Annotated in this window: 16 protein-coding genes and 2 CRISPR repeat arrays (1 of these 18 cut by a window edge); of the genes, 13 read left to right on the top strand and 3 right to left on the bottom strand. The window is 71.5% G+C overall.

Annotated elements, in window-relative coordinates; translation table 11 throughout:
* Positions 1-381: a CRISPR direct-repeat array (repeat unit 29 nt; unit sequence GGGACCATCCCCGCGGGTGCGGGGAGCAC) (it extends 76 nt beyond the left edge of the window).
* 219 nt (positions 382-600) lie between these two features.
* The 9 genes from cas3 (at position 601) to ACZ4SV_RS07610 (ending at position 13301) form a co-directional block, all read left to right on the top strand.
* Complete coding sequence (gene cas3 / locus ACZ4SV_RS07650) at positions 601-3519, top strand: CRISPR-associated helicase Cas3' (RefSeq protein ID WP_468002282.1); 2919 nt, start codon at positions 601-603, stop codon at positions 3517-3519.
* Complete coding sequence (gene casA, locus ACZ4SV_RS07645; RefSeq protein WP_468002280.1) at positions 3506-5266, top strand: type I-E CRISPR-associated protein Cse1/CasA; 1761 nt, start codon at positions 3506-3508, stop codon at positions 5264-5266. The genes cas3 and casA overlap by 14 nt, the downstream gene beginning before the upstream one ends.
* Positions 5267-5394: 128 nt before the next feature.
* Entirely contained in the window at positions 5395-5940 is a 546-nt protein-coding gene (gene casB, locus ACZ4SV_RS07640; protein ID WP_468002278.1) for a type I-E CRISPR-associated protein Cse2/CasB, read from the top strand.
* Between the two features lie 9 nt (positions 5941-5949).
* The gene (cas7e, locus tag ACZ4SV_RS07635; RefSeq protein ID WP_468002276.1) at positions 5950-7146 is read left to right on the top strand and encodes a type I-E CRISPR-associated protein Cas7/Cse4/CasC; all 1197 of its coding nucleotides are present in this window, start codon (positions 5950-5952) and stop codon (positions 7144-7146) included.
* Positions 7143-7868, top strand: a complete 726-nt coding sequence (gene cas5e, locus ACZ4SV_RS07630) for a type I-E CRISPR-associated protein Cas5/CasD (protein WP_468002274.1) — start codon at positions 7143-7145, stop codon at positions 7866-7868. Before cas7e ends, cas5e begins: the two co-directional genes overlap by 4 nt.
* A complete protein-coding gene (gene cas6e, locus ACZ4SV_RS07625; RefSeq protein ID WP_468002272.1) occupies positions 7868-8656 on the top strand; it encodes a type I-E CRISPR-associated protein Cas6/Cse3/CasE in 789 nt (262 codons plus the stop codon). The genes cas5e and cas6e overlap by 1 nt, the downstream gene beginning before the upstream one ends.
* Complete coding sequence (cas1e, locus tag ACZ4SV_RS07620; protein WP_468002270.1) at positions 8653-9618, top strand: type I-E CRISPR-associated endonuclease Cas1e; 966 nt, start codon at positions 8653-8655, stop codon at positions 9616-9618. The genes cas6e and cas1e overlap by 4 nt, the downstream gene beginning before the upstream one ends.
* Complete coding sequence (gene cas2e / locus ACZ4SV_RS07615; RefSeq protein ID WP_468002268.1) at positions 9615-9977, top strand: type I-E CRISPR-associated endoribonuclease Cas2e; 363 nt, start codon at positions 9615-9617, stop codon at positions 9975-9977. Before cas1e ends, cas2e begins: the two co-directional genes overlap by 4 nt.
* A 92-nt stretch (positions 9978-10069) precedes the next feature.
* A CRISPR array of direct repeats spans positions 10070-11438; the repeat unit is 29 nt; unit sequence CTGCTCCCCGCACCCGCGGGGATGGCCCC.
* A gap of 645 nt (positions 11439-12083) precedes the next feature.
* Positions 12084-13301 carry a GNAT family N-acetyltransferase gene (locus ACZ4SV_RS07610; protein ID WP_468002266.1) on the top strand — a complete coding sequence of 406 codons (1218 nt, stop codon included), beginning with the start codon at positions 12084-12086 and terminating at the stop codon, positions 13299-13301.
* A gap of 64 nt (positions 13302-13365) precedes the next feature.
* On the opposite strand, the gene ACZ4SV_RS07605 is transcribed toward ACZ4SV_RS07610, so the two are convergent.
* Positions 13366-14373 carry a threonine ammonia-lyase gene (locus ACZ4SV_RS07605; RefSeq protein ID WP_468002264.1) on the bottom strand — a complete coding sequence of 336 codons (1008 nt, stop codon included), beginning with the start codon at positions 14371-14373 and terminating at the stop codon, positions 13366-13368.
* A gap of 321 nt (positions 14374-14694) precedes the next feature.
* Here ACZ4SV_RS07605 and ACZ4SV_RS07600 point away from each other — a divergent pair, with 321 nt between their 5' ends.
* On the top strand, positions 14695-16524 hold the full coding sequence (locus tag ACZ4SV_RS07600; RefSeq protein ID WP_468002262.1) for a serine hydrolase domain-containing protein: 1830 nt from the start codon (positions 14695-14697) through the stop codon (positions 16522-16524).
* A 187-nt stretch (positions 16525-16711) separates the two neighbouring features.
* On the opposite strand, the gene ACZ4SV_RS07595 is transcribed toward ACZ4SV_RS07600, so the two are convergent.
* Complete coding sequence (locus ACZ4SV_RS07595; protein ID WP_468002260.1) at positions 16712-17608, bottom strand: LysR family transcriptional regulator; 897 nt, start codon at positions 17606-17608, stop codon at positions 16712-16714.
* Between the two features lie 194 nt (positions 17609-17802).
* Between ACZ4SV_RS07595 and ACZ4SV_RS07590 the strand changes: the two genes are divergently transcribed.
* The 3 genes from ACZ4SV_RS07590 (at position 17803) to ACZ4SV_RS07580 (ending at position 20903) form a co-directional block, all read left to right on the top strand.
* A complete protein-coding gene (locus ACZ4SV_RS07590; protein WP_468002258.1) occupies positions 17803-18681 on the top strand; it encodes a carbon-nitrogen hydrolase family protein in 879 nt (292 codons plus the stop codon).
* Complete coding sequence (locus ACZ4SV_RS07585) at positions 18678-20069, top strand: APC family permease (protein WP_468002256.1); 1392 nt, start codon at positions 18678-18680, stop codon at positions 20067-20069. The genes ACZ4SV_RS07590 and ACZ4SV_RS07585 overlap by 4 nt, the downstream gene beginning before the upstream one ends.
* Positions 20070-20438: 369 nt before the next feature.
* Entirely contained in the window at positions 20439-20903 is a 465-nt protein-coding gene (locus ACZ4SV_RS07580) for a hypothetical protein (protein WP_468002254.1), read from the top strand.
* Positions 20904-20940: 37 nt separating this feature from the next.
* On the opposite strand, the gene ACZ4SV_RS07575 is transcribed toward ACZ4SV_RS07580, so the two are convergent.
* Positions 20941-22092: a Dyp-type peroxidase gene (locus tag ACZ4SV_RS07575; protein ID WP_468002252.1), complete on the bottom strand. Its 1152-nt coding sequence runs from the start codon at positions 22090-22092 to the stop codon at positions 20941-20943.
* Between the last annotated feature and the right edge of the window lie 39 nt (positions 22093-22131).

Genomic DNA, 22131 nt, shown 5'->3' with positions numbered 1-22131 from the left:
GGGTGCGGGGAGCACGAACTCGACCCGACCATCGTCGAGTTCCTGGAGGGACCATCCCCGCGGGTGCGGGGAGCACCTGCTTGGGGCCGGTCGTCGGCCCGGGCCTGCCGGGACCATCCCCGCGGGTGCGGGGAGCACGACCACCAGGCCCATCACGCCGGCCAGGGACAGGGACCATCCCCGCGGGTGCGGGGAGCACAGCACGAAGCCCCCCGGGGGTTAGTACCAGGTGGACCATCCCCGCGGGTGCGGGGAGCACATCGGCGGCCTGTCCTCCAGGTCCAAGATGTCGGGACCATCCCCGCGGGTGCGGGGAGCACATCGGCGGCCTGTCCTCCAGGTCCAAGATGTCGGGACCATCCCCGCGGGTGCGGGGAGCACACTTTGTGACCTGCGAGTTTATTGCCGCAGGGACACGTTTCCAGCAACTATCACCGATTCCGGCCAATGGGATGTTGGTGGCATTCGGCCTCGTAGGTGCTTTCCGTTGGAACGGGGCAAGCCGATGATCCTACGTGACGGTGACGACAGTTTGCCTGCAGGCTCTCCGGTTGGCTTGTTTTTGTGTGCCGGGCTGGGCTCTGCCTGTATCAATCGCTCATGAGCGATGAGGGGAGTGCTCGTTCCGGCCTGTTGGGTCGGCTCGGGGGGCCGGCCCGGTCGGTGTGGGCTAAGCATGACCGGGACACCGATGGGTGGTTGCCGTTGTGGCGGCATATGGAGGACGCCGCTGCGGTGGCGGGTCTGTTGTGGGATCGGTGGCTGCCGGCAGGGGTGCGCGGGCTGGTGGCCGAGGTGTTGCCGCAGGGTGATGCGGACGCCCGTGCCCTCGTTGTGTGGCTTGCCGGTGTGCACGACATCGGTAAGGCCACGCCGGCGTTCGCCTGCCAGGTCGAGCAGCTCGCCGACGCGATGCGTGACCAGGGGCTGGAGATGCGCTCGGCGAAGGCGCTGGGACCGGACCGCCGGATCGCGCCGCACGGTCTGGCCGGGCAGGTGCTGCTGGGGGAGTGGCTGGAGGAACGGCACGGGTGGGCGCCTGCGCGGACCGGGCAGTTCACGGTTGCTGTGGGCGGCCATCACGGGGTGCCGCCCGAACACGCGCAGATCACCGCGTTGTACGAGCGTGAAGAGTTGCTGCGCCCTCCTGGTGCGAGCGGCCGTGTGTGGCGGCAGGTGCAGACCGAGCTGCTCGAGGCCTGCGCCGAGCGTTTCGGTGTGGCGCAACGGCTGGCGGCATGGCGGACGGTGAAGCTGCCGCAGCCGGTGCAGGTGCTGCTCACCGCGCTGGTCATCGTCTCCGACTGGATCGCCAGCAACCCCGACCTCTTCCCGTACTTCCCCGACGGCGCGTCCCGCAGTGACCAGGAGCGTCTCGCCGCGGCCTGGCAGGGACTGGACCTGCCGGAATCCTGGCAGGCCGAGGAAACGGAGCAGAGCGCCCAGGAGCTGTTCGCCTCCCGGTTCGACCTGCCAGCGGGAGCGGAGATACGCCCGGTCCAGGAAGCGGCCGTGGAACTCGCCCGGGAGATGCAGACGCCCGGGCTGATGATCGTCGAGGCGCCGATGGGGGAGGGGAAGACGGAGGCGGCGCTCGCCGTGGCCGAGATCTTCGCGGCGCGCTCGGGAGCGGGAGGAGTGTTCTTCGCCCTGCCGACCATGGCCACCGGCAACGCCATGTTCCCTCGCCTGCTGGACTGGCTGGAGCGGTTGCCGGGAGTGGCCGGCGCGCGCCGTTCGGTGCATCTGGCCCATTCCAAATCCGCTCTCAACGAGGACTTCGCCGGCCTGATGGCCCGTGCGGGGCGAGTCGTGGCCGTCGGCGTGGACGAAGCGGCGCCCGCGACCCGGCAGCGGCACGACGAGCAGCACCGTGCGGCTGCTGAACTAGTGGCGCATGCCTGGCTGCGGGGCCACAAGAAGGCCATGCTGGCCTCGTTCGTCGCGGGCACCATCGACCAGTTGCTGTTCGCCGGGTTGAAGAGCAGGCACCTGGCGCTGCGACACCTCGCCGTGGCGGGGAAGGTCATCGTCATCGACGAGGCGCACGCCTATGACACGTACATGAGCGTGTACCTGGACCGGGTGCTGTCCTGGCTGGGCGCCTACCGGGTCCCGGTGGTGGTCCTGTCCGCGACCCTGCCGGCCTCCCGCAGACGTGAACTCGTCGCGGCGTACTCCGGCCGGACGGATGCCGAGCCGGAGACGGTCGCACCGGACGCCTACCCGCTGCTGACCGCCGTCGCTCCGGGCGGTACCGCACTGTGCCGCCGCCCGCAGGCGTCGGCCCGGTCGACGGCGGTCTGCTTGGAGCGCCTCGACGACGGCCTGGATGTCCTTGGCGACCGGCTGGAGAGCGAGCTGGCCGACGGCGGATGCGCCCTGGTGATCCGGAACACGGTCAGGCGGGTGCTCGAGACAGCTCGCGCGCTGCGCGACAGGTTCGGGGCCGGGAACGTGACCGTGGCCCACTCGTGCTTCGTCGACCTCGACCGGGCCGACAAGGACAACACGCTGCTGCGCCTGTTCGGGCCGCCGGAGAAGACGGATAACAGGCCCGCGGGCCGGCACATCGTGGTGGCCAGCCAGGTCGCCGAGCAGTCTTTGGACGTCGATTTCGACCTGCTGGTCAGCGACCTGTGCCCCGTCGATCTGCTGCTGCAGCGCATGGGGCGCCTGCACCGCCACCAGCGCGGACCGGAGCAAGGGGAGCGGCCCGAACGGCTGCGGACGGCGCGCTGCCTGGTGACGGGAGCCGACTGGACGGCGGACGTGCCCGCCCCGGCGCGGGGCTCGGTCGCCGTGTACGGGCAGTACACCCTGCTGCGATCGGCCGCGGTGCTCCTTCCACACCTCGATGGCGGATCCGGGCGGCCGGTGCGGCTCCCGGCGGACATCAGCCCTCTCGTGCAGAGCGCCTACGGCCAGGAACCGGTGGGGCCGGACCACTGGCAGGACGCGCTGAAGAGGGCACGCGAACAGTTCGACCGGCACCGCGACGATCAGGCCGGGCGTGCCGCCGTGTTCCGTCTGGGGAGCGTCGGCAAACCGGGACGTCCGCTGTTCGGCTGGGTCGCCGCCGGGGTGGGGGACACGGACGACACCCCCACCGGACGCGCCCAGGTCCGCGACAGCCGCGACAGCCTGGAGGTCGTCGTCGTCCAGCGCCGCGGCGACGGAAGTCTCGTCACCCTGCCGTGGCTCAAGCCGGACAGCAAGAAACGGCAACGAGCCGGCCTCGCCCTGCCGCAGGACGCCACACCGACGCGGTTCGCGGCCCGTACGGCCGCGAGCTGCGCCCTGCGGCTCCCCATGCAGTTCTCCGGCGAGACCATGGACCAGGCCATCCAGGAGCTGGAGCAGCTGTACATGCCCAAGTGGCAGGGCAAGGACAGCCCTTGGCTCTCCGACCAGCTCATTCTCGCTCTCGACGAGGATTGTCAGACCCGGCTGGCAGGATTCTCGCTCCAGTACAGCCCTGAGGACGGTCTGAAGGTGACCCAGGATGCAGACGACTGAATTACCAGGTGCCGGTGCGGGCGAGGCGCTGTCCTTCGACCTGACCCATCGGCCGTGGATCCCGGTGTTGCACAGCGACGGTTCTCCACACGAGTTGTCGCTGTGTCAGGTCTTTGCCCGGGCCGGGGATCTGCAGCGCGTCGTAGGCGACCTGGCCACTCAGGAATTCGCTCTCATCCGCCTCCTGTTGGCCGTCGCGCACGACGCTCTGGACGGTCCGGGCAGCGTTGAGGAGTGGGCGGAGCTGTGGGAGGACCCTGACTGCTTCGCCCCCGTCCAGGCGTATCTGGAGGAGCACCGCGAGCGGTTCGACCTTCTGCACCCGCACGTGCCGTTCCTGCAGAGCGCCGGGCTGCGTACCGGGAAGGACGAGGTCTTTTCACTGAACCGGATCGTGGCCGATGTGCCCGCCGGGGAGCCGTTCTTCACCGCACGGATGCCGGATGTGGAGCGGCTGTCCTTCGCCGAGGCCGCGCGCTGGGTTGTTCACGTCCATGCCTACGACACCTCCGGCATCAAGACCGGCATGGTGGGCGACGACCGGGTCAAGGGCGGCAAGGTGTATCCACTCGGTACCGGCTGGGCGGGCGGGCTCGGCGGGGTCTTCGTGGAGGGCGCGACACTGCGCGAGACGCTGCTGCTCAACCTGGTGGCGGCGGACACCGAAGCACTCGACTTCTCTCCCGGCGACCGGCCGGCCTGGCGCCGGGAGCCGTGCGGGCCGGGATCCGACGGGCGTACTGCGAGCGGGCTTCGCGACCTGTACACCTGGCAGTCGCGTCGGGTGCGGCTGCATCATGACGCGGACGGCATCCACGGTGTCGTCCTCGGCTACGGCGACCCGCTCGCCTGGCGGAACATGCACCGCCGTGAGCCGATGACCGCGTGGCGGCGCAGCCCCGTGCAGGAGAAGAAGCTGGGGCAGTCACCCGTGTACCTGCCCCTGGAGCACGATCCGGCCCGCTCGGCCTGGCGGGGGATCAGCGCGCTCCTGGCCGACCGGCTCGAGGGTGGCGGCGGCGCCGGCGGGCCGTCGCGTCTGCGGCCGCGGATCCTGGACTGGGTCGCCCGTCTGGTGACCGAAGGCCACCTCCCTCGCCGTTTCCTGATCCGTGCCCGGGTGGCCGGGGTCAGGTACGGGACCCAGCAGTCCGTGATCGACGAGGTCGTCGACGACCGCTTGGTCATGCCGGTCGTCCTGCTCCACGGGCAGGACCCCACCTACGCCCGGCAGGCCATCGCCGCGGCTGAGGACGCCGACCGGGCGGTGCGGGCCCTGGGGGACCTCGCGGCCGACCTGGCCCGGGCCATCGGAGCCGAGCAGGAAGGGCCGAAGGCCGCGGCCCGTGCCGAGGGGTTCGACGCGCTGGACCATCCCTACCGCGGCTGGCTGTCCGAACTCGCGGAAGTGGAGAATCCGTTCGAGCACCGCGAGACCTGGCAGCGCCTGGTACGGCAGACGGTGGGCCGTCTCGGGGACCGTCTCATCGCTACCGCGGGCGACGCGGCCTGGCAGGGGCGGATCCACACCGGTGACAAGGGCGGCACCCACTGGCTGAACGCGGGCCTGGCCGACGTGTGGTTCCGGGGGCGACTGGCCAGAGCGCTCGGGGACCCCGGCTCTCCCGGCTCTGCGAGCCCCGGCGAAAGCACCGCCGTTCCGGACGACGACGGTCCGCCCCGGCCGGGGCCCGCCCGTCTGCCGGGAACCGATCACGCCGCGACCGACCCGGAGGTGCCCGTATGACGCCCGCAACGCCCGTATCCTCAACAGCGGCGCCCGTCGCGGTCCCGGTTCACCGGCGGGTCGCAGACCTCGCCGCCACGCACATCGGCCCCTGGCAGCAGGGATACCTCCAGGACAGGCCCCAAGCCGTGGCCGCTCTGGCCCGCCTGCGCCGCGGCGCGGGCTGTGAGGCGGGCCAGACGCCCGACCTGTGGAGCCTGATCTACACCGATCCGCTGCACACCCAGGCCGACAACACCCGGCCGCTGAGCGAGCTGGAGCTGGTGTGCGCCGAGAACGCGCTGCACGCCGCCTGCACCCTGTGGGCGTTCCACCAGCAGTCCCGCGGCACGCCCATGCACCGCCGGCACACCCGGGAACGGCCCGGCGGCCTGGGCGCGGCGGTCCGGCGCCTGATGCCGGCCGACGGCATCGACGAGCCCGTGCGCAAGCGTCTGGTCCGCGCGGGCACCGCCCCCGACCTCGTCACGCTCGCCCAGCGGCTGCGCGACATCGTCGCCCTGCTGCGCCGCAACGACATCCCGCTCGACTACGCCCTCCTGGCCGGCCAGCTCTACCGCTGGCAGTGGCCCGACGGGCCCGCCACAGTCCGCCGCGCGTGGGGCCGCTCCTTCCACGAGCAGCGACAGACCCAGCCGGCCTCGGACGAGAACACCACCCCGGACAGCGAATAAGGACGCCTCGTGAACCGCATCTTCCTGGACGTACACGCCCTGCAGACCGTCCCGCCCAGCAACCTCAACCGGGACGACACGGGCGCGCCCAAGACGGCCGTCTACGGCGGCGTTCCCCGTGCTCGTGTCTCCAGCCAGGCGTGGAAGCGGGCCATCCGCACCTACTTCAAGGACGAGCACCTCCTGGACCCCGCCGAGCTGGGCGTGCGGACCAAGAAGGTCGTGGAGCTCCTGGCCGACCGGATCACCGCCCTCGACCCGTCCGTCGGACAGGAGACGGCTCTCACGCTCGCCGACGAGACCATCAAGGCCGCGGGCATCAAGACGGAGGTCCCCAGGCGGAAAGCCGATCAGGCGAAGAAGGACGCAGGCCCCGCCCCCGCTCCTGAGAGCAAGTACCTGGTCTTCCTCAGCTCCCGGCAGCTCGACGGCCTGGCCCGCCACGCTCTGGAGGGCGCCGCCGACATCACGGCGTTTTTGAAGACCAAGGAGAACAAGGCCCGCGCCAAGGAACTCGCGGACACCCGTCACTCCGTGGACATCGCCTTGTTCGGCCGCATGGTCGCCGACGTCGCCGACATCAACGTCGACGCCGCCGTGCAGGTCGCGCACGCCCTCAGCGTCCACCGGGTGGACAACGAGTCCGACTACTACACCGCCGTAGACGACGAGAACACAGACGAGGAGACCGGCGCCGGAATGATCGGCACCGTCGACTTCAACTCCGCGACCCTCTACCGCTACGCCGCCCTCGGTGTGCACCAGCTCGCCGCCAACCTCGGCCAGGGCCTGCGTGAGGACGAACCGCGCACCGAGCCGGTACGCCGCGCCGTCGAGGCGTTCGTGCACGCCTTCGTCTCCTCCCTGCCCACCGGGAAGATCAGCACCTTCGGGCACCACACCCAGCCCGACGCCGTCGTCGTCAGGCTCCGCACCACCCGGCCGATCAGCTACGTCGCCGCCTTCGAGGACCCGGTCCGCAGCGACGGCGGCGGCCACCTGCGCGAGGCAGCCGACCGGCTCGCCGCCTACGCCACCGATGTCGAGCGCGTCTACGGCGACCCCGACACCACCCTCACCTGGGTCCTGCGCGTCGGCCCCGCCACGCTCAAGCTGGCCGAACTCGGCACCGAGAGCGGCACACAGCGCGAACTCGCCGCCGCCGTCGGCCAGGCCGTCGCCGAGCGCCTGGAGAAGCCCGCATGAGCAGTACGGGCGTCCTCGCCCTCCGCCTGGCCGGCCCCCTGCAGTCCTGGGGCGCCTCCTCCCGCTTCACCCGCCGCACCACCGAATCAGCCCCGACCAAGAGCGGCGTCGTCGGCCTCCTCGCTGCGGCTGCCGGCATCGAACGCGGCGACGACGCACGCCTCGCCCCCTTGGGGGCGCTCCGCTTCGGCGTCCGCGTCGACCAGCCCGGCACCCGCGTCCGGGACTTCCACACCGCACACCACGGGGTCACCGGCGCGTCCATGCCGCTGTCCGAACGGTTCTACCTCGCCGACGCCGTCTTCGTCGCCGCCGTCGAAGGCGACCACGCCCTGCTCACCAGCCTGTGCGACGCCCTGCGCACCCCGGCGTACCCGCCCTACCTCGGACGACGTTCCTGCCCGCCCACCGAACCGGTCGGCCTCGGACTGTACGAGGACGCCCGCCTGGAGGACGTACTGACGCGTGTGCCCTGGCAGGCATCCGCCTGGTACCGCAGGCGCCACCCGGCCCCGCAGAGCCTGACCGTGCTGCGCGAGACAGCCCCCGGCGAGCCCGTCACAGCGGCAGACGTCCTGCGCGACCAGCCGGTCAGCTTCGACGCCGCCCACCGGCGGCACACGCTGCGCACCGTCGCCACCACCGCCGTGCCCGCCCCCGTCCCGCTGGATGCGCACGATCCGTTCGCCGCCCTCGATGTCCTGGAGGAGGACAGCGCCTGATGTTCATCACCCGCTTCCGCGTCAACACCGCGCGGCCCGGCGCCCGCCGCCTCCTTGCCTCGCCTCAGGCCATGCACGCGGCCGTCATGTCGTCCTTCCCGCACATCCTGCCCTCCGACACCCCGCAGCCCGGCGCACCGCGCGTGCTGTGGCGTCTGGACCAGCAGGCCCGTGCTGAGGTACTGCTGTTCATCGTCAGCCCTGAGCGCCCCGACCTGACCCACCTGGTCGAGCAGGCCGGATGGCCCGCCGCAGCCGGCCCCGACGACCCCGGCTGGCAGACCCGGCCCTACGCCCCGCTCCTCGACCGGCTGACCACCGGTGACCGCTGGGCATTCCGCCTGACCGCGAACCCCGTACACACCATCCGCCGCAAAGAAGGCGAACCTCGCAAGATCACCGCCCATCTCACACCCGTCCACCAGATGGGCTGGCTGCTCGACGAAGAACGCCAAAAACGCCTCGGCTTCCGCGTCTGCGAGAAACCGGCCGACCGGCGGCTCCTGCCCGAGGGCACCACCCACCAGAAGCGACCCCACCCCGGTGACCGCTACGAACTGGCCATACGGGACACACGGTCCCTCGTCTTCGACAAGACCCGCAGCGCCGGCGGCCGACGGGACAAGCCGGTCACCGTCGTCACCGTCACCTTCGAAGGACGGATGGAGATCACCGACCCCGACGCCCTGCGCCGCACCCTCACCCAGGGCATCGGCCGGGCCCGCGCCTACGGCTGCGGCCTCCTCACCCTCGCCCCCCTCACCCAGCTCATCCCGAAAACGCCATGAGCACACCCTCTCAGCGTCCGGCACTCACTCCCCGCCAGCTCACCCGCACCGGCGAACGACTCTCCTTCGTCTACCTGGAACGCTGCACGGTCCACCGCGACGCCAACGCCATCACCGCCCAGGACGCCGAAGGCACCACCCACATCCCCTCGGCGACCATCGGCACCCTCCTCCTCGGCCCCGGAACACGCGTCACCCACCAGGCCATGAGCGTGCTCGGCGAGACCGGCGCGGCAGTCTGCTGGGTCGGCGAACACGGCGTGCGCTACTACGCCTCCGGCCGCGCCCTCAGCCGCTCCTCCGCCCTCATGGAGGCCCAGGCCCGGCAGTGGGCCAACCCGCGCAGCCGCCTCGCCGTGGCACGCAAGATGTACCGGCTGCGTTTCCCGGACGAGGACCCGGCCGGCCTGACCAGGCACGAACTGCTCGGCCGCGAGGGACGACGACTCAAGGACTGCTACCGGGCCCAGGCCACCCGCACCGGCGTCCCCTGGCGGGGCCGCCGCTACACCCCCGGCGACTTCACCAGCGGTGACGCCGTCAACCAGGCCATCACCGCCGCCGCCCAGTGCATGTACGGCATCGCCCATGCCGTCGTCACCTCCCTGGGATGCAGCCCGGCCCTCGGTTTCATCCACTCCGGCCATGAACTGTCCTTCGTCCTGGACATCGCCGACCTCTACAAGACGGAAATCGGCATCCCGCTCGCCTTCGACGTGGCCGCACAAGGCGAGGAGGACGTCGGCTCCCGCACCCGCCGTGCACTGCGGGACCGCATCACCGAAACATCCTTGCTGAACCGGTGCGTCGACGACATCAAACACCTTCTGCTGCCCGACACGGTCACACCCTTGGACCCCGGGGACGACCGGGACATCGTCACGCTCCAGAGCGACCACAACCACCACGTCGCCTCCGGCGTCAATTACGACGGACCCGACTACGGGGACGAACTCTGGTGACCGTCATCGTCCTCACCAACTGCCCGGCCGGACTACGCGGCTTCCTCACGCGCTGGTTGCTGGAGATCTCCGCCGGCGTGTTCGTGGGCAACCCCTCAGCCCGGATCCGCGACGCCCTCTGGGCAGAGGTCCAGCAGTACGCGGGGCAAGGCCGCGCCCTGCTGGCCCACACCACCAACAACGAGCAGGGCTTCACCTTCCGCACCCACGATCACGCCTGGCATCCGGCCGACCACGAGGGCATCACCCTGATCCGCCGTCCCGACCCGAACGCACCCGCCCCGGGTCCGGCCCCACAAAACGGGCCACCACCCGGCTGGAGCAGGGCCGCCAAACGCCGACGCTTCGGGAGGGGCTGATGCACACCGGGAAACCTATGCCCTATTTGTCGGGCTCAGAGAAAGTGCTCGGAAATCGCCCCCAGCACCAGTAAAACCGCAGGTCATTCAGTCTGCTCCCCGCACCCGCGGGGATGGCCCCCAGGCGCAGGAGTTCCAGAACCGCGCGGCCTCCTGCTCCCCGCACCCGCGGGGATGGCCCCGATCCTGCGACCGCTTGTCCTTGATCGCCCCGCTGCTCCCCGCACCCGCGGGGATGGCCCCGTCGCGCAGTGGGCGGGGAAGCGCGCGATGGACTGCTCCCCGCACCCGCGGGGATGGCCCTCATCGACGCCCTTCACAGTTGCCGTGCAGTGCCTGCTCCCCGCACCCGCGGGGATGGCCCCTGGGCATAGTGGCCCTGGAAGGCGGTCGTGACCTGCTCCCCGCACCCGCGGGGATGGCCCCTTCTCCTTGGCCACACGGATGAGCGCGCCGAGCTGCTCCCCGCACCCGCGGGGATGGCCCCCGGGTGCGGACCAAGATCACGACCGTGATCCGCTGCTCCCCGCACCCGCGGGGATGGCCCCGTAGAACGCCTCAAGCGAACCGGAGCCGTCCCCTGCTCCCCGCACCCGCGGGGATGGCCCCCCCCGCCCGGGCAGGCCGCGCGCGCAACACGCGCTGCTCCCCGCACCCGCGGGGATGGCCCCCCCCGCCCGGGCAGGCCGCGCGCGCAACACGCGCTGCTCCCCGCACCCGCGGGGATGGCCCTCCCGCCCGGGCAGGCCGCGCGCGCAACACGCGCTGCTCCCCGCACCCGCGGGGATGGCCCCCCTGTAGTGGTTTTCCTTGTCGATCGCGGGATCTGCTCCCCGCACCCGCGGGGATGGCCCCTCGTACGGGGTGAGCGACTGGGTGCCGGTCGTCTGCTCCCCGCACCCGCGGGGATGGCCCCTCCGCGCCCGCCACGGGCGCGCAGGTGACCCGCTGCTCCCCGCACCCGCGGGGATGGCCCCGACTAGGCGATACGATGGCCCCGGATGTGGGTCTGCTCCCCGCACCCGCGGGGATGGCCCCCTGGTGCAGCAGGCGGTCACGCTCGGCGCGGGCTGCTCCCCGCACCCGCGGGGATGGCCCCCCCCTTGCGGCCGGGCCCTTCCTCTCCGGGCTGCTCCCCGCACCCGCGGGGATGGCCCCACGATCGCCCGCTCTCGGGGCGCACAGGGCATCTGCTCCCCGCACCCGCGGGGATGGCCCCCAGCGGAAGGCCCACCGCAGGCCCCAGATGATCTGCTCCCTGCACCCGCGGGGATGGCCCCGCCTCACCGACCTGGACACCGCCCCCGATGCCCTGCTCCCCGCACCCGCGGGGATGGCCCCGCCCACCGCCACCTCGCGCCGCGAGGACTGCTGCTCCCCGCACCCGCGGGGATGGCCCCCGGGCGCCGGGAACCCCTCGTGTCGCTGGAAGCTGCTCCCCGCACCTGCGGGGATGGCCCCGTGCCCGCTGACGACGTCCTGCTGCCTCGACTGCCCCGCATCCGCGGGATGCTATGTGGCAGCGGTAAACGACCCGACAGCGCTGGCCGGCGGGGAAGAACTGGCGGCCGTTGGGCCGCTGGATGCGATCACCGGCCCTCTCCGACCGGTCTGCCGGCGCGTGCCGACGAGCCCGCTCGCGCCCCGGACGGGTGGTCGGCCCGCGGCCGCGACAGTCCCGGCGCGCTCAGCGAGCCATGCTCTGGCCGTCTCCGGTGTGCCGGTGGCCAGGTGCTCGGAGAAGGTCGCGGCTGACCACGCGCCGTCGGCGCCGAACCGCGGGGGGCGTGTGCAGAGAGGGAGCCCGGCCGCAGCATGCCCGAGGGCGAGGTGAAGCGGAACACACCGGCCGTAATCAGCATCGGCTCGGGCAAGGACCAGGTCATGGGTGATGCCTTCCCCGCTGGCTGCCAGTGAGAGTCGCAGGCCCTTGATCATTTCCGGGGACCGGTCGGGGGCCGGTGCTCCGACAGCGACGTGCCTCTGGTGGAGCGGCTCCGGGTCCCGCATCATGTGCTGGCGACCGATGTGTCCGGGACGGGCCAGGCCGGCCTGGGCCGGGCCGATGCGGGCCGGCCGCAGAGCGGAACCCCTGAACGGAGTGCCATGGCGGTTGTCTCCACCAGGCCGGCGTCCTCGGCCGATCTGCCCCGGCTGTGCGCTCTGCTGGCCGACGGCCGGCAGACGGCCGCCGTGCCGACCGGGCTGCTGGCCCAGGCCGTGGCACACGGACTGGTGCAGGTGGCCGAGACCGAGGCAACCCTGGTGGGCTGCGCGGCTGCCGAGACACCCTCGCCCGGGCATGTGCGGTTGTTCGCGGTGGTGGTGCGTGCCGGGATGCGGCGCCAGGGCATCGCGTCCCTGCTGCTGGAAGAGATGCTGGAGAGGATTCCGCATCGCCACCCCGCAGAACGACCGGTGATCTCCGCGGTCGTGGGAGTCACGGAGCTGGAGGCGGCCCGCTTCCTGCTGGCCACGGGGTTCATCGGCACCCGGATGCTCAGAAACGGAGCGGACAGCGAGCCGCGGATCCAGTACCAGCACAAGATACGGGTCGAGTACGTCGACCCCGATGCCCGGCATCTGGTTCCGCTCGCGGAGCTGGAACAGTTGGCGGAATCCCTCGCGGCCTCCGACCAGGCCGTGACCGCGCTGGTCACGCTCGCCGGCGAGCCCGCCGTCGAGATCGCCCGGTTCGAACGGGACGACCCCGCCTCCCTTCAGTCCGGCGAGGCCGCCGCGGGCATCGCCTTCTCGGGGTCGCTGCTGGCGGCCATCACCTTCATCCTCGGCTTCGCGCTCACCTCGAGCCGCTTCCCCGACGATGTCCGCCTGCTGCTCATCGGTGCGACGTTCAGCACCATGCTCTCCCTGATCGTCTACGCGAGTGCCTCCGGGGAACTGGCCCGCATCCGCGCGAACTCCTTCGGGAGGACGATGAAGTGGGGCAACGTGCTGTCCGAATACGGGGGCGTGCTGCCGCTTGTGATCGCCCTTCCCGTCACCTATGCCCAGGTCAGCGGCAATCCCTGGACGACCATGGTGCTGGCCGTCGCGCTCGGCGTGGCGATCGTCGGCTATGAACGGTCGGAGTTCTCCATCGCCCGCCGTTTCGAACGCACCAGGCTCGACCTGGGGTTGATGACGCTGACCGCGGTGGCCCCGAGCGCCGGAGCCGCGCTCGTGACCGCAGGAGTCGTCACCTGGCCCTGGACAGCCGTCCTGGCTCTGACCTTGGCAGCCCGCGTCTGGCTGTGCCTCCTGCGCCAGGGACCCGAGGCCGGCATCGCGGAGCACCGCCGTCAGTGGCAGATCAGGGCGTGAGCCCCAGGGCCCGCCGGGTACGTGCCGCGCTCAGACGCACCGGAGGGCGCGTCCAGGGCTGCTGTCACGCAGGGCCCGGCCCCGTCGACGGCGGCCGGGGCGCCTCCCGCACGCCGACGGCCGCCTCCGGTGGCGGGGCCAGCACAGCGGCCAGGGTCGGCAAGCCGATGTTGCGGCCGGAGACCACCGCCACCATGCGTCCGTGCGCCGGCACCTTGCCCGCCAGCAGTGCGGCGACGGGGACGGCACCGGAGCCCTCAGCGACATAACCTCGGTGGGCGGCGAGGTAGCGGAGCGCGGTGCGGATCTCCGCCTCGGTGACGGTGACCAGGGCATCGATGTGCCGGGTGATCAGATCGATGGTGAGCGAGCCGTGCTCGATATTGCCCGCCAGACCGTCAGCGAGCGTGGTGCCCACCTCGACCGGTATCCGCCGGCCCGCGGTGACCGCTGTCGACACCGCCGTGGACACGGCGACCTCCACCCCGACGACCCGCACGTGGGGCCGGGTCGCCGCCCACAGTCCGAGGCCCGCGGCCAGGCCGCCACCCCCCACCCCGCACGCCACGGTCATCGGCCCGCCGACCTGTACGTCGAGTTCGCCACCGATGGTGGCCTGGCCGGCGATCACCTGCGGATCGTTGTAGCCGGAGAGGTAGGAGGCGCCCTCCCGCGCCAGTTCACGCGCGCAGGCCTCGGCCTCGTCGTAGGAGCTGCCGGCCTGGACGAGATCGACGCCCGAACGACGCAGCGCTTCCACCTTGGCCGGGGAAGCGTTCGCGGCGACCACGACGGTGGCCCTGCGTCCGAGGACCCGGGCGGCGTAGGCGACGCCGAGAGCGTGGTTGCCCGAGGAGGCGGTGACCACCCGTGCTTCCGGTGGCGCGGCGGCCAGGGCGACGAGGGCACCGCGCACCTTGAACGATCCGGTCGGCTGGAGACTCTCCAGCTTCAGCACCGGTTCCCGGGCCGTGCCCGCCCCCATGTCGACCGGAGTGGGGGACAGGTGCCGTGCGATCAGTCGGCGTGCGGCTTCCAGTTCCTCTGAGGTGGGGGACGAGCGGTGCGTCATGGGCCGGTGGGTTCTGCCGGGCGTACACAGGTCGGGCCGGCTTCCCGGCCGGGCAGCGCGATTCCGCTCACTCGGGCTCCCACCGCGCGGCCCGCCCGCCCCGCCGGCCCGGCGGTCGCGCAACGTCTCGGCTGTGTCGTCTCCCCCAACGTACCTGCCATCTCTGGTAGTTGGGCCGCAGTGCGGACGCCGGACCGGCCGGCCTCCGACCCCTGCCGATGCCTTCGAGGCATGCCGTCGAACCCCGATGGGTCTTCGACGGCAGCACCGTGCGTCCCCAGAATGCGGGCATCACCCCTTCGTGTTCCCGAGGAGTTCACCGTGCTCTTCTTGCATGCCCGGCGCCGCTGGGCTGTGTTGACCGTGCTCGTCCTGGCCCTGGCCCTCGTGCCGTTCTCACCGCTGGCGGCAAGACCCGCGTACGCCGCGACCGCCGTACCCGGTGATCCGCTCACCGGCAGCGGCGCCGTGTCCAGGTCGGTGCTGACCGCCGCCACCCTGGCCGGCGGCGCGGCCACCGGCACCGTCACCAACGACGCCTTCGCGCTGCCCGCGGCGGCCGCCGCCCCGACGCACGCCTTCGAGGGCACCCTGACGCTCAGAGGCGTGGCCAGAGCGGGCGGTTTCCGCACCATCAAGGACACCTACGGCTACGCGGCCACCGCCGCGCTCAGGCACCTGCCGCCGGTGAGCATCGACCTCGTGCAGAACGGCAGCCACGTCATCCCCGCCGTCCGCGGCCTGCAGATCACCGGGAGCGCGTACTGGAACCTGATCGTCGGGGGCGGCCGCGCCTGGAACGAGAACGGCGACGGCGGCCGCACCCGTGTCTCGCTGCCCTTCGCGCTGGTCGAGCGCAACGCCAACTGCGTGCACAACGGCCTGCTGGCCTTCCTCTTCGACGGCAGCACGATCTCCCAGGTCCGCTACCAGGTCACACACGAGACGTGCCAGTACTTCCAGTTCGACATGTGGGGCCAGGTCGGCGCGACCTACTCCCGGCACACCGTGACCGGTGACACCCGCCTGCAGAACGCGTACGCCGCCGAGGTCGCCGACCGCGTCCCGGCCAAGCCGATCAGCGCGCTGAGCACCGACCACCCGGACGCCGGCGTCGACACCAGCGCGTTCGGCAGCGGCATCACCGCCTCGGCGCTGAGTACGTACGGCGTGTCCTACGGCGGAGTCAACTACGTCGGCGCGTGTCAGACCCGCCGGGGCGCGTACCCGTACTGCAACCAGATGGTGCTGCCGTCGTTCTCGCTGGCCAAGACGGTGTTCGCCGGTATCGTGCTGATGCGGCTGACGCAGGTCTACGGCTCGTCCGTGCCGTCGCAGCTGATCCGCGACTGGGTCGGCGAGGCGGACACCTCCGCCTGGACCGGCGTCACGTTCCAGGACACCGCGAACATGGCCACCGGCAACTACTCCTCCCGCGCCTTCGAGGCCGACGAGTCCGGCAGCGGCATGACGGCGTTCTTCGACGCCGAGGCGTACGGGCCGAAGATGACCGCCGCGCTGGCCTTCCCGCACTCCGCCGCGCCCGGCACGCAGTGGGTCTACCACTCCTCCGACACCTTCGTGCTGGCCCGGGCGATGCAGAATTACCTGGTGTCCAAGGCAGGCGCCGGCAGCGACATCCACCGCTGGATCCGCGACCAGGTGCTGGTCCCGCTGCACCTGAGCCCGGACGTGCTGACCACCGAGCGCACCGGCAACAGCGCCACCGGGCAGCCGTTCGGCGGGTACGGCCTGTTCTACACGCAGGACGACATCGCCAAGGTAAGCCGGTTCCTGAACGCCGACGGCGGGAAGATCGACGGCGTGCAGATGCTCGACCCGACGATGCTCGCCGACGCGATGCAGCAGAATCCGGCGCACCGCGGCATCACCACGGCCGCCGACACGGCCGGCAGGACGTACCAGTACCAGGACGGCCTGTGGGCCCGGCGGTTCACCTCGGCGGACGACCCGGTGTTCACCAGCCCGGTGTACGTGCCGTTCATGTCCGGCTTCGGCGGCATCACCGTGGCGATGCTGCCCAACGGCGCCACGTACTACTACTTCAGCGACAACGACGAGTTCGGCTGGTCGGCGGCGGCCGCGCAGGCGTACAAGCTGCCCGTCACCGGCGGAGACGGCGGAACCTGAACGGCCGGACGACTGCTCGGCAGCGGCGGCTTCGTGACCGGCACGGCGTCGCCGTGGACGGCGGACGGCGACGTCGTGTCCGACAACGGACGAAGGCCGTCGCCTACGCCACGATGACCGCCGCGGTGCCGGACTCCTCCGGCACTGCGCATCCGCTGGCCACCTGGTCCCGCACCGTCGCCGCGGTTCACCGGCGGGCGGCGACCTGTGGCCCGTACCGCTCGACACAGAAAGCCGACAAGCCGGTAGCGAATGCCTCGATGCTGCGCAGCGCGTAGTGGCCGGCGTCCCACGCCGCGTGCAGGTGGATCTGCAGCGGTTCGCCCGTGCTGTCGAGGATCAGCAGCGGGTGCAGGTCGAAGCGGGGATCGTCGGAGACCACCGCGACACCATGGCCCGAAGCCGCCATGGCCTGTGCGACGTGCGGGGTGTCGCATTCGAGCACGATGTCGTACGAGGCGTCCGCGTCCTGCACGGCATGGTCCAGGATGCGGCGGGTGCCGTGCGCGGGGGTGAGGACGATGAGCGGCTCCGCGGAGAGTTCCCCGATGGTGACGCGGTCCCGGCCCGCCCAGGCGTGGTCGGCGCGGACGTAGGCCCACAGCGGCAGGCGGGCCACCGGGAGCCCGGCGAAACGCCGCCTCGGAGGTGCCGAGGAGATGGCGACGTCGGCGCCCCTCGCAAGGGCCTGGTACGCACGTGCCGGACTCTCCGCCTGCACGGTGACGAGCGGATCCTCCGGCCCCCAGGTGGCCAGGAACGGCGCGATCACGTCGGTGATGGTGGTGGGCGGCGCCGCCACGGTGATCCGCATGGCACAACCGGCGGCCAGCGCACCGACCGCGGCCTCGGCGGCGTCCGCACGGGCGACCAGGTCGCGGGCCAGCGGAAGGAAGCGCCGGCCGGCCGCCGTCAGGACCAGCTGCTTGCCGCCGCGGTCGAAGAGCGTCATCCCCAAGGTCCCTTCCAGGCCGCGCAGTTGGCGCGACAGTGAGGGCTGAGCGATGCGGACGACCTCGGCAGCCCTGGTGACGGAACCGGTCTCCACGATGGTCAGGAAGTAGCGGAGCACTCGGAGTTCCATGGCGGTGGTCCCTCGGGAGACGGAGAAGACATGACACCTTCATGCCTCAAAGGCATGGTAATCAATCCCACCAAGTATTTGAAGCTATGACTGACTGGTTGCATTCTTGTCGCATCGGAATTCGCGGTTATCGGCACCCGAATCTCCGAGGACTTCTTCTCGTACAGTGATCCTCTTGATTGGCTGGTTCCCGCATGGCCCGCCCCCTGCCCCTGATCCTCGCCCAGGCGCCCGGCCGTCCGGCCGACGACCTCGCAGGCTTCGCCGCCGACGTGGAGCGGCGCGTGAGACTGCGCGCACCCGGCGCCCTCGTCGTCTACCCCGAACTGCACCTCGGCGAGAGCGCCCCCGGCGTCCCGGCCACCCCGGAGAAGGGGGCCGAGCCGCTCGACGGCAAACGCGATGCGGCCTTCGCCCAGCTCGCGGGGGACCTGGGCATCTGGCTGGTGCCCGGCAGCGTCTACGAGCGAGGCGCGGGCGACCGCGTCCACAACACGGCACTGGTCTATTCACCCCAGGGTGAGCGCATCGCCACCTACCGCAAGATTTTCCCGTGGCGCCCGTACGAGACGACCACACCCGGCGACCGGTTCGAGGTCGTCGACCTCGCCGGGGTCGGCCGTATCGGACTGTCCATCTGCTACGACACCTGGTTCCCGGAGATCTCCCGCCATCTGGCCTGGATGGGCGCGGAGCTGATCGTCAACGTGGTCCGCACGTCGACGAGCGACCGCGCGCAGGAAGTCGTCCTCAACCGCGCCAACGCCATCACCAACCAGGTCTTCGTCGCCAGCGTCAATTCCGCCGCACCCTCCGGGATCGGCCGCAGCCTCCTCATCGATCCACAAGGCACGGTGCGCGCCGAAACCACCGATGCCGGCGACTCCACCCTCACCGACGTGATCGACCTCGACGAGGTCGGCAACGTCCGCCGCTACGGCACCGCCGGTCTCAACCGGATCTGGGACCAGTTCCGCCCCGGCGACCCAGCCCTCGCACTCCCGCTGTACGGGGGCCGCATCGACCCCGCCACCTGGAACCCCGCCCACACCACCGAGGAGCCGCCACGATGAGCAGCGAGACCACCGGGAACAGCATGAGACTGAAGGGCGACCTGAGCCTCCTGTCCGTCGTCCTGTTCGGCCTGGCCTACATCTCCCCGGGCATCGTCGTCACGATCTTCGGTGTGGTCGCCGCCACCAGCGGCGGCGTGGCCCCGACCGCGTTCGCCGTCGCCACCCTCGCGATGCTGCTCACCGGGCTGAGCTACGCGAAGATGGCGCGCGCCGTGCCCGGCGCGGGGTCGGTCTACACCTACGCCCGCAGGATGCTCGACAGCCGCATCGGTTTCCTGTCCGGCTGGGCGATGCTGCTCGACTACTTCTTCATCCCGATGGTCGGCTGGCTGATCACGGCGATCTACTTCAACGCCCAGTTCCCCGAGGTACCCAAGTGGGCCTGGCTGATCCTCTCGGTGGGCGTCACCACCGCCGTCAACGTCTTCGGCATGAAGCTGGCGGACCGCGTCAACAAGGTCCTGATGTTCATCGCTCTGGGGTCGCTGGTCCTCTTCGCCACCCTGTGTACCGTCTTCCTCGGCAAGCACGGCTCCTCCGCCCCCGCCACGGACGCCCTCTGGAACTCCGGCACGTCGATCGGCGCGGTCACTGCGGCCGCCGCCATCGCCGCGTACTCCTTCCTCGGCTTCGACGCCGTCTCCACGCTGGGCGAGGAGGCCAGGGGCGGGGCGAGGACGATCGGCCGAGGCATCGTCGGCTGCGTCATCGCCGCCGGAGCGATCTTCATCGTGCTGTCCCTCGTGATGCAACTGGTCCATCCCGGCGCAAAGTTCGCCGACGTCGACGCGGCCGCCTATCACCTGAAGGTCCAGGTCGGCGGCGAGACGTACGCCGAGATCATCAACTTCGTCACCATCGCCGGATCCATCGCCTCCTGTATCGCCCTGCAAGCCTCCGCCGCCCGCCTCATGTACGTCATGGGACGCGACGGCGCACTGCCCAAGGCCGTCTTCGGCAGCCTGTCGGGGAAGACCGGCACGCCCGTCCCGAACCTGCTGCTGACCGCGGCCGCCGGTGTCATCGCCATGAAACTCGACCTGACCACGGCCACCTCGTTCATCAACTTCGGCGCCTTCCTCGGCTTCACCCTGGTGAACGTCTGCGTGATCGCCCACCTGGTCCGCGAGCGCAGACACGGCCGCACCCTCCACCTCTTCTCGTACCTGGTGATGCCCGCCATCGGCGCCGGCGTCTCCCTCTACCTCCTCACCAGGCTCGGCCACGTCGCACTCCAGATCGGCGGCGTATGGCTGGCGGTCGGCGTCGTCTACCTGGCCGTCCTGACCAAGGGCTTCCGCCGGCCCGCACCCGAGATGACCTTCGACGACGACACCACCGCCACCGACGGAGCCACCGCGGCCACGGACAGAGTTACCGCGTAGCTCTCCCGACGCACGCATACGGGCACGACGTACGTAGCTGTCCGGGCCGGGCGCGGTGATATCGGCGAGGCGGTGGCCCTCCTCTCCGACGCCACCGCCACCGCCGCGTGGCGCGACTGACCTGACGGCCGACCGGTGACCGCCCACCTCAAATCTCGCTCAGAAGATCACCTGATCCCCGCTGCTGTCCCGCTCACGGTCCTGCGCGGACATCGACCTGAAGCGCGCTCGTGGTGACGGGACGGTGAGCGTGACCGCTTCGTCCGGCGTGCGGTGGGCACTCACCGTCGGACAGTAGCCAGCACGGTCCCGCCCCGCGCGTGCCGTTCCGGTCCGCTCTGTCAGAGGTGGCCGGTAGCCTCGGGCGCCATGGGAATACGGATCGAAGTCGCGGTGGATTACCCGGTCAACGATGAGATGGAGCGGGTGCTCGGGCTGGCCGAGGCGGTCGGAGAGCCCGTCACCGTCACGTTCCTGTGGGAGGGGAGCGAGGAGGCGGAGCGGGCCGTGCTGGTGCCCGCGGCCACCCTGGCGCGCTGGGAGCACTGGGCCCCCTCCGCCTACCCCGGGAGCGGCGCGGAGGAGGACGGAGCCGTGGCGCGGGAGCCGGAACTGGCCCACCCGGCGGAATTCGGCCCCTTCACGCTCTTCCGCCGTCGCACAGGAGGACGCACGGCGGTCGCCCGGGACGGCGTGGTGGTCGCCGAACTGCTCGACCCCGACGAGGCGCAGTGGCTCCAGGTTCACGGGGTCCGTCAGGGCTTCATGGACCCCAAGCAGAAGGCGGCGTTCGAGGAGTTCCTCGCCCGGCAGGCAGCCCTCGGCGAGCAATGACGCGGTGGCTCCCGGGGCACGCCGGGCACCGGAGCGGTCAGCGGAACATCCCGGCGCCGAGAGGGTGTTGCTCGTCGAAGCCGGGGAGGATGAGGAACGTCGCGCTGGCGGTGGTGGTCGTGAAGGACAGCAGCGCGTCGGAGGCGTCCATGTGGGCCAGGGTCTTGGTGAAGGCGCGCAGGTCGTTCTGGAAGCTGATGAAGAGCAGGCCGGGCGCGGGCTCGTCGGTGCTGTAGGAACGGCGGAGCATGAGGCCGGCGCCGACCACGTTCGGGTTGGCGCGGCGGACGTGGGCGTCGGCCGGGACGAGGTAGCGGCCGTCCGGTGTCTTGGCGCCGAGGTCCGGGTTCCCGGCCGCGGTCCCGCCGGAGAGGGGCACGCCGGTGGCCCTCCGCCGGCCGAAGACCGCCTCCTGGCCGGCGACGGGGAGCGCGGCGAACCGCGACAGGTCCAGTTCCATGCGCCGTAGCACGGCGATCGTGCCGCCGGCGACCGGAGCCGGCCCGGCCAGCCACAGGTGGCGTCGGCGTTCGGCCGTGGTGTGCGGGCCCACGATGCCGTCGATGAAACCGAGCAGGTTCCGCGGCGCGGAGACGCCCTTGCCCACGGACACGTCCGGACCGCGGCGCCCGGACTGCCGCCAGCGTTCCCGCAGCCGGTGGCCCGCCTGCCGCAGGAGCGCGGCGGCGACGACCGGTAACAGCATGGGGTCGCCGGCGCAGATCTGTAGCAACAGGTCCCCGCCGCGCGCCTGCGGGGCGATCCGCTCGCGGGAGAAGCGGGGAAGGTCCGCCGCGCCGGGCAGGGCGGGATCGGCGCCGCGCACCAGCCGTGGTCCCACCCCGATCGTCACGGTGAGATCGCCCGGCGCCAGACCCAGCAGGCGCGGATCGGTTCCCGCGGTGAGCGTGCGGACGGCCTCGCCGAGTTCGGCCAGCAGCGGGCCGGCGGCCACGGCGTCGCCGAGGTCGGCCACCACCGCGAGGAGGTTCGGCTGGGCCGGCTGCGGGAGCGTGACGCCCGCCTGATGACGACCGGTCGGCGACACCGGCGCGGGTGACGCGGCGGAAGGCGGCCGGTCCGGCTGGGCCGCGGGCGCTTCGCACCCGACGGTGAGCCCGGTGGCCGCGGCGGCTCCGGTGGCCCCGATGAACGCGCGGCGTGACGGATGGGCGTCGGCTCGGCTCACGGGGGGAAGAATGCCATATCCGTTCCGGCCGGGGCGAGT

It is taken from the genome of Streptomyces sp. NPDC027672 (assembly GCF_055566335.1).
The sequence above is the reverse complement of the archived record's forward strand: the minus strand, read 5'-3'. Positions and strand labels throughout refer to the sequence as shown.

Excerpts from the sequence above, each read along its gene's own strand:
- casA (WP_468002280.1), top strand. The coding sequence starts at position 3,506 with ATGCAGACGACTGAATTACCAGGTGCCGGTGCGGGCGAGGCGCTGTCC.
- ACZ4SV_RS07595 (WP_468002260.1), bottom strand. The coding sequence starts at position 17,608 with ATGGAACTCCGAGTGCTCCGCTACTTCCTGACCATCGTGGAGACCGGT.
- cas5e (WP_468002274.1), top strand. The coding sequence starts at position 7,143 with ATGAGCAGTACGGGCGTCCTCGCCCTCCGCCTGGCCGGCCCCCTGCAG.
- ACZ4SV_RS07585 (WP_468002256.1), top strand. The coding sequence starts at position 18,678 with ATGAGCAGCGAGACCACCGGGAACAGCATGAGACTGAAGGGCGACCTG.
- cas1e (WP_468002270.1), top strand. The coding sequence starts at position 8,653 with ATGAGCACACCCTCTCAGCGTCCGGCACTCACTCCCCGCCAGCTCACC.
- ACZ4SV_RS07610 (WP_468002266.1), top strand. The coding sequence starts at position 12,084 with ATGGCGGTTGTCTCCACCAGGCCGGCGTCCTCGGCCGATCTGCCCCGG.
- ACZ4SV_RS07580 (WP_468002254.1), top strand. The coding sequence starts at position 20,439 with ATGGGAATACGGATCGAAGTCGCGGTGGATTACCCGGTCAACGATGAG.
- cas6e (WP_468002272.1), top strand. The coding sequence starts at position 7,868 with ATGTTCATCACCCGCTTCCGCGTCAACACCGCGCGGCCCGGCGCCCGC.
- cas3 (WP_468002282.1), top strand. The coding sequence starts at position 601 with ATGAGCGATGAGGGGAGTGCTCGTTCCGGCCTGTTGGGTCGGCTCGGG.
- ACZ4SV_RS07605 (WP_468002264.1), bottom strand. The coding sequence starts at position 14,373 with ATGACGCACCGCTCGTCCCCCACCTCAGAGGAACTGGAAGCCGCACGC.
- ACZ4SV_RS07590 (WP_468002258.1), top strand. The coding sequence starts at position 17,803 with ATGGCCCGCCCCCTGCCCCTGATCCTCGCCCAGGCGCCCGGCCGTCCG.